This window comes from Burkholderia sp. Ac-20353 (assembly GCF_017104785.1).
Lineage (GTDB): Bacteria > Pseudomonadota > Gammaproteobacteria > Burkholderiales > Burkholderiaceae > Burkholderia.
Genome location: NZ_JAAGPL010000308.1, coordinates 1 through 6,664, shown reverse-complemented (window position 1 = coordinate 6,664; position 6,664 = coordinate 1). Strand labels below are relative to the sequence as shown.

At 66.2% G+C, this 6,664-nt stretch carries 7 protein-coding genes; 2 read left to right on the top strand and 5 right to left on the bottom strand.

Going from position 1 to position 6,664, the window contains the following annotated elements; all coding sequences use genetic code 11:
- Together G3N94_RS38730 and G3N94_RS38725 are read right to left on the bottom strand one after the other, a co-directional pair.
- A partial coding sequence (locus G3N94_RS38730; RefSeq protein WP_205799483.1) for an FUSC family protein occupies nt 1-817 on the bottom strand: 817 nt, incomplete at its 3' end.
- A gap of 124 nt (nt 818-941) precedes the next feature.
- Nucleotides 942-1,865, bottom strand: coding sequence for a LysR family transcriptional regulator (locus G3N94_RS38725; protein ID WP_205799482.1), 924 nt, complete (start codon nt 1,863-1,865; stop codon nt 942-944).
- Nucleotides 1,866-2,027: 162 nt separating this feature from the next.
- On the opposite strand from G3N94_RS38725, the gene G3N94_RS38720 reads away from it, so the two are divergent.
- A complete protein-coding gene (locus tag G3N94_RS38720) occupies nt 2,028-2,648 on the top strand; it encodes a hemolysin III family protein (protein WP_205799481.1) in 621 nt (206 codons plus the stop codon).
- A gap of 15 nt (nt 2,649-2,663) precedes the next feature.
- On the opposite strand, the gene G3N94_RS38715 is transcribed toward G3N94_RS38720, so the two are convergent.
- Entirely contained in the window at nt 2,664-3,017 is a 354-nt protein-coding gene (locus G3N94_RS38715; protein WP_205799480.1) for a DOPA 4,5-dioxygenase family protein, read from the bottom strand.
- Between the two features lie 271 nt (nt 3,018-3,288).
- On the opposite strand from G3N94_RS38715, the gene G3N94_RS38710 reads away from it, so the two are divergent.
- Nucleotides 3,289-3,786, top strand: coding sequence for a hypothetical protein (locus G3N94_RS38710; RefSeq protein ID WP_205799479.1), 498 nt, complete (start codon nt 3,289-3,291; stop codon nt 3,784-3,786).
- A gap of 200 nt (nt 3,787-3,986) precedes the next feature.
- Here G3N94_RS38710 and hpnH read toward each other — a convergent pair whose 3' ends face one another.
- Together hpnH and ispH are read right to left on the bottom strand one after the other, a co-directional pair.
- Nucleotides 3,987-5,147, bottom strand: coding sequence for an adenosyl-hopene transferase HpnH (gene hpnH, locus G3N94_RS38705; protein ID WP_205799478.1), 1,161 nt, complete (start codon nt 5,145-5,147; stop codon nt 3,987-3,989).
- A gap of 12 nt (nt 5,148-5,159) precedes the next feature.
- A complete protein-coding gene (ispH, locus tag G3N94_RS38700; protein WP_205799477.1) occupies nt 5,160-6,101 on the bottom strand; it encodes a 4-hydroxy-3-methylbut-2-enyl diphosphate reductase in 942 nt (313 codons plus the stop codon).
- Between the last annotated feature and the right edge of the window lie 563 nt (nt 6,102-6,664).

Sequence of the window (6,664 nt, the reverse complement as noted above, 5' to 3'; positions counted from 1 at the left end):
GCAGCGGCGGCGTGCCGCCCGCGAGCGCGGCGAACAGCGACGCCATCCCGTGCCGCACCGCCAGCGCGCGCTGCGCGAGATCCTCGGATTCGGCCTTGCCGAGTGCGAGCAGGTCGTCGATCCCGTAGACGCCGGCCAGCAGCGCGAGCCGCTGATCGTCGCCAGGCGCGGCGGCGAAACCGCCGCGCTGCACGGCAATCGCACGGGCGGCGGACGCGGCGAGCCGCGCGACCAGCGCTTCGAGTTTCATGCGCACGTCGCGGGTCGCGAACAGCATCGACACGAGGCTCAGGCACAGCACGCCGATCACGACCGTCGAGCCGCGACCGATCACGTGCTCGAAGGTCAGCTCGGGGCGCTGCATCGCGCCGTAGGTCGCGAGGCCGATCGTATAGCCGGCGACCACCGTGCCCGACGCGCGAAAGTGCCGCAGCAGCGTCATCCCGGCGACGCACAGGCCGAGCCAGAAGCCGAAGCCGAGAATGAACAGCAGTGGCTTCTGCGCGAAAAAGCCCATCAGCACGAACGCGACCAGCATCCCGGCGATCGTGCCGACCACGCGCCACACGCCCTTGCCGATCACCGCGCCCTGCACGGGGTTGATCACGAGCAGCACGGTCGACGCGGCCGAGTACGGCGTTTCCAGCTCCAGCAGGTACGCGACGCCGAGCGCGAGCGCCGCCGCGGCGATCGAACGCGCGATGTATGCGCCGCGCGGCGTGAAGAGGTCGATACGCGCGAGCAGGCTCGCCGTCGCCCGACTCAGGCGTCCGGGCGAGGCCGGTGGATCTGCTGCCGAATCTTCTGCAATACGCACTGCTTACGCTCCGCGATGAAGAACGCAAGCAGTCTACGGTCGGGGTTCGTGATCAGAACAGTGATGTCTTTGCACTCGATGCGTGCGTTCGACGCACGGGTCGGGCTCACGGGTCGGGCTCACCTCATGCGTGCGCCGGCTGCAATGCCGACGGGCCGGCGCACAGTCCGCGCACGACGCGGCGCAGCCATTGATGCGCGGGGTCGCTCTGGAAGCGCGGGTGCCATGCCTGCGTGATCAGCACGGTCTCGAGCGGAATCGGCAGCTCGAACATCCGCACGCCGAGCCCCGCCTGCACCGCGCCGCGCGCGAGATGCTCGGGCAGCGGCAGGATCAGGTCCGATTCCAGCAGCGCAAACACGGCCGCGTACGGCGTCGGCAGCACGAGCCGCACGCGTCGTCCGAGCCCGCGCTCGGCGAGTGCGGCGTCGATCGGCCCCGACGACTTGCCGCGCCGCGACACGCCGCCATGTGGCCAGCGCGTGAAGCGCTCGGGCGTGATGTCGTCGTCGAAAATCGGATGACCGCTGCGCGCGAGCCCGACGAACGTCGTCGTGAACAGTGGCTGCACGCGAATCTCGGGCCCGAGGCGGCGCGATGCGCTGATGAACAGGTCGATGCGGCCGCTGCGCAGCGCGTCGTCGTCGACGTCGTCCTCCTCGGGCATGAAGCGGATCATCGCGCGCGGCATCCCGCGCGCCATTTCGTCGAGCAGCCGGCTGCTGTGCATGCCGACGAAGATGTCGTTCGCGCGCACGCTGAACTGCCTGTCGAGCGTGCGCAGATCGACTTCGGCGCTCGCCGCGAGCAGCTGCGATGCGCGCTCGACCGTGTCGCGCACCGCGTCGCGCAGCGCGAGCGCACGCGGCGTCGGCACCATCCTGCGGCCGGCCTGCACGAAGACCGGATCGCCGATCGTTTCGCGAATGCGCGCGAGCGTGCGGCTCATCGCGGGCGGGCTGAGGTTCATGCGGCGCGCGGCGCCGGCAACGCTGCCTTCGTCGAGCAGCGCGTCGAGCGCGATCAGCAGATTCAGGTCGGGTTGCATCGGTTCCTCCGGATCATCGCGTGCATGCCGCGCAACGGTCGTGCGCGACGCAGTCGCCGGCCGTTTTTGCGGCACCTGCATCGTGTCGCAGCACGGCATCGTTTCCCGGCCGGTATCATATGACGTATTTGCCCCGATGAACCCGCGCAGGAGGATGACGTCGTGCATGTCGGTGAGCGTTTCAACAGCATTACCCATCTCGTCGGCGCGGTGCTATCGGTGGCGGGGCTGGCAACCCTGGTGACGATGGGCGCGCTCAAGGGCGATGCCTACAAGGTGGTGAGTTTCAGCGTGTACGGCGCGATGCTGTGCGTGCTCTACGCGATCTCGACGCTTTACCACAGCGTGCGCAGGCCGCGCCTGAAAGCGATTCTGCAGAAATGCGACCATTCGGCGATCTACCTGCTGATTGCCGGCAGCTACACGCCATTCACCCTCGTCACGTTGCGCGGGCCGTGGGGCTGGTCGCTATTCGGCGTGAGCTGGGGGCTCGCCGCGCTGGGCATCGCGCAGGAACTCACGCTCGGGCGGCGCACCCGCGTGGTTTCGATGGTGCTGTATGTGCTGATGGGATGGCTCGCGCTCGTTGCGATCCGTCCGTTGATTCACGCGTTGCCGCCAGTGGGAACGGCCTGGCTCGTGGCCGGCGGCGTCATTTACAGCGCAGGCATCTACTTTTTCATCAACGACGAGCGCATCCGCCATGGCCACGGCATCTGGCACCTGTTCGTTCTCGCGGGCAGCCTGTGTCAGTTCGTCAGCGTTGCGATGTATGTCGCGTGATCGAAACGCCGCGCGTCACTCGGCCAGCGCCGCCAGATTCAGCGCATACGATTTCCCGATCCACACGGCCGCATCGCGGTGGTCGCGCAGCGCGTCGCCGGTATTCGGATGCACGAAGATATCGAGTGCGCGGTGGTTCAGCACGAGCCACGGCACGATGTCGGAAAAGTGCGCGGCATCGAACGCGATCTGATACGACCACGCCGGATGCGGCCCGACCAGGCGCTCGTGGAAACGGCCGAGCTGGATGATCGCGCCAAACCGTTCGTCGACGATCTGACGAAACGCCCAGGCCGCGTCGCGGCTGGCGGCGTCGAAGTAGACGTGCGCGTGCCAGCTTTCTATCGTGGTGATGTCGATGGCAGACATGGAATTGCTCGAATGGATGGAGGACACGTGTCGTGCGCTCGCCGTGCATGACGGTGAGCATGACGGCGGGCGCGATGCATGATTATCGCGCGTCCGCGCCGGGTGCATCGCGCCGCCATTTGCGTGTGGACATCGCAACGAGAATTTTCCGAAAGCAGAAACTTTGAATTGCGAATCCGGTTGTTCAAGTCGAACGGCATGTCGCTTACGATGGTTTCACACTGCGCTCCACGTTCCGCGCGTGCCCTTCCCACCCCAATCGAACCCAATCATGAAGCCTGCGAAAAGAGCCAAAGGTCGCCGGCCGCTGACGCGCGAGTGGCTGTTGCCGCTGCCGCCAGCGCACGTGCGCGACATCTCGCTGAAATGCCATATGGCGCTCGTCGCGCTGCGCGGCGATCACGGACACGAGGCGTTGCTAATGCGTTTGCGGACGAGCGTCTATCTGGTGTTCGTGTCGATCGAAGATAGTCGTTCGCACGACGCGAGTATCGAGCTGTGTCTCGAGGCGGAGCGCGTGCTCGATGCGTGCGCGCAACGCGCGGCGAACGGCGGCGCGTGGACACTGCGCGACGACGAATGCGCGGCGCTGGAGAAGGTGCTGACCGCGCACGACGACTGCGTCACGACGCTGTCGCGCAATCGGCTGGCCGAGCTGTGGCAGCACGTGTGCGCGTTTGCGTCGTGCGGTATGCAAGCGCCGCTCGCGCTCGCGGTGGCGAAGATGCGCGAACGGCAAGCGGGAGGCATGGCCGCAATGCCTGCGTGACCGGACACGCAATGCCGGCCGCGTGCCGCGCGGGCGTCGATGGATCGGGGCGTCACGCGTTGCCGCCCGGCGTCAGCAAAGGCAAAAGAAAAAGGGTGCAACGGAACGATTCCGTTGCACCCTTTCGTGCGGCCGGCTAGCCGGCGTCGATGTGCGCGGCGCTGACGCCGTGCGCATCGCGTCGCAGCGCGATGTGGAGCTTAAGCCGCCGCGGCTGGCTTCGCCGGCTTCTGCAGCTTGCCCTTGCCGGCGCGCTGGATTTCCTCGAGCTTGATCTCGACGTGGCGCGAGAACACGTACTCGGCCGGACGCTGCTTGTCGATCGGAATGTCCGGTGCGAACGGGCCTTCGGTCTTGATGCCCTTGCGGCTCACGGCGAACGCCTTCAGCGGATGCGCCATCGTGTCCATCACGGCCGTCGCCTCGAAGCCGCAGTGGACCATGCAGTCCGCGCACTTCTCGTAGTTGCCGACGCCGTAGTTGTCCCAGTTCGTGTCTTCCATCAGCTCCTTGAAGGTCTTCACGTAACCTTCGCCGACCAGGTAGCACGGCTTCTGCCAGCCGAACACGGTACGCGCCGGGTTGCCCCACGGCGTGCACTTGTAAGTCTGGTTGCCGGCCAGGAAGTCGAGGAACAGCGACGACTGGCTGAACGACCAGCGCTTGCCGCCTTCGCCGCGCTTCAGGATTTCGCGGAACAGGTTCTTCGTCTTGTCGCGGTTCAGGAAGTGCTGCTGGTCCGGCGCGCGCTCGTACGCGTAGCCCGGCGACACGGTGATGCCGTCGACGCCGATCGGCTTGAGCGTATCGAAGAACTTCGCGACGCGCTCGGGGACTGCATCATTGAACAGCGTGCAGTTGATGTTCACGCGGAAGCCGCGGCGCTTCGCTTCCTTGATCGCCGCGACCGCCTTGTCGTACACGCCTTCCTGCGACACCGAGTGGTCGTGTGCCTGCTGGTCGCCGTCGAGGTGGACCGACCAGACGAAGTACGGGCTCGGCTGATAGTCGTCCATCTTCTTTTCCATCAGCAGCGCGTTCGTGCACAGGTACACGAATTTCTTGCGCTTCATGATGCCCTTGACGATCTCCGGCATTTCCTTGTGGAGCAGCGGCTCGCCGCCGGCGATCGACACGATGGGTGCGCCGCACTCGTCGACGGCCTCGAGGCATTCCTGGACCGACAGGCGCTGGTTCAGGATGGGGTCCGGGTAATCGATCTTGCCGCAGCCGTTGCAAGCGAGGTTGCAGCGGAACAGCGGCTCGAGCATCAGCGCGAGCGGATAGCGTTTGTTGCCGGACAGGTGTTGGCGCGTGATGTACGCGCCGACGCGGACTTGCTGGAGCAGCGGAATAGACAAGGGATGTCCTCCTTAAACTTCGCGGGCGACAGCTTGCGTGAGCTTCGCCGGCAGCTTGAATTCGACTTTTTCCTCACGGCCCGCCATCGTCGTGACTTCGACGGGCCCCAGCGCGCGCAGCGCGCCAATTACATCCTCGACCATCTCTTCGGGTGCCGACGCGCCGGCGGTGAGCCCCACCGTCTGCGCGTTCGCGAACCATTCGGCCTTCACTTCCGAGCCGTCGGCGACGAGATAGCTCGGCACACCGCTTTCGGTGCCGATCTCGCGCAGCCGGTTCGAGTTCGAGCTGTTCGTTGCACCGACCACGAGCAGCACGTCCACCTGCGCGCTCAGCTCGCGCACCGCCGCCTGGCGGTTCTGCGTCGCGTAGCAGATGTCGCGCGTGTCCGGCCCGACGATGTCGGTGAAACGACGCTGCAGCGCCTCGATGATGCCGCGCGTGTCGTCGACCGACAGCGTCGTCTGCGTGACGTACGCAACCGGCGTATCGACCGGCAGCGTCAGCGTGTCGACCTCGGCTTCGCTCTGGACGAGGATCACCTCGCCCGGAATCTGGCCGATCGTGCCTTCGACTTCCGGATGGCCCGCATGGCCGATCAGGATCAGCCGGCGGCCCGCCGCCACATACTGACGGCCCTGCACGTGCACTTTCGTGACGAGCGGGCAGGTCGCGTCGAGCACGTCGAGCCCGCGCGCTTCAGCGTCACGCTCGACCGTCTGGGCGACACCGTGTGCGCTGAAGATCGCGACAGCGCCGTGAGGCACCTCGTCGAGTTCCTCAACGAATCGTGCCCCTTTATTACGCAGATTTTCGACGACGTGCCGGTTATGAACGATTTCATGGCGCACATAGACCGGCGCACCGTGCTGTTGCAGCGAGCGATCGACAATCTCGATCGCCCGGACAACCCCCGCACAAAAACCGCGAGGCTGGGCAAGGATGACTCGCATAGGCAAGCGAACTCCGACGACAGACGCGGGGTTCGAGGGAGCCGGCAAGCCAGCTGCTTCGATCGTCCCGACTAATGTTATGAATGCAGGAACGGCCCGGCACCCCGAATTAATCGCGCATTTTAACTCTATCGGCCGGTCCTTGCTCTGGTGCCGTTTCATCCATGTTGCAATCGGGGGACGGCCCGCTCGGCGCCCGCGCGCGCGGAACCCAGTAAACTACGCGGTTTCGCGGGCTTCCCCCCGGTAGCCCGACGTCGAGCACATTTCAAGGCCTGTCGATGACCGTCGATTCCTACGAGTATTGCCCCGCCGGACCGCACCCGCGGCCGGCCGCAGGCGCCGTTTCCGGCGCTTTCAACCTGACCCCGATTGTTGGGTCCGTGCGCGCGGCGTCCGCGCTTGCCGCAATCCGCTGCGGCGGTGCACGGCGGGAGGTGCGCCGATGATGCTGGCGATCGCATTCCTGGCGTCCTGCCTGTCGCTGCTGATCTGGATCGTCCTGCTCGCCGCGCGCGGCGGCTTCTGGCGCGCGCAGCCGGCGCGGCCGCTGCCGCCCGACG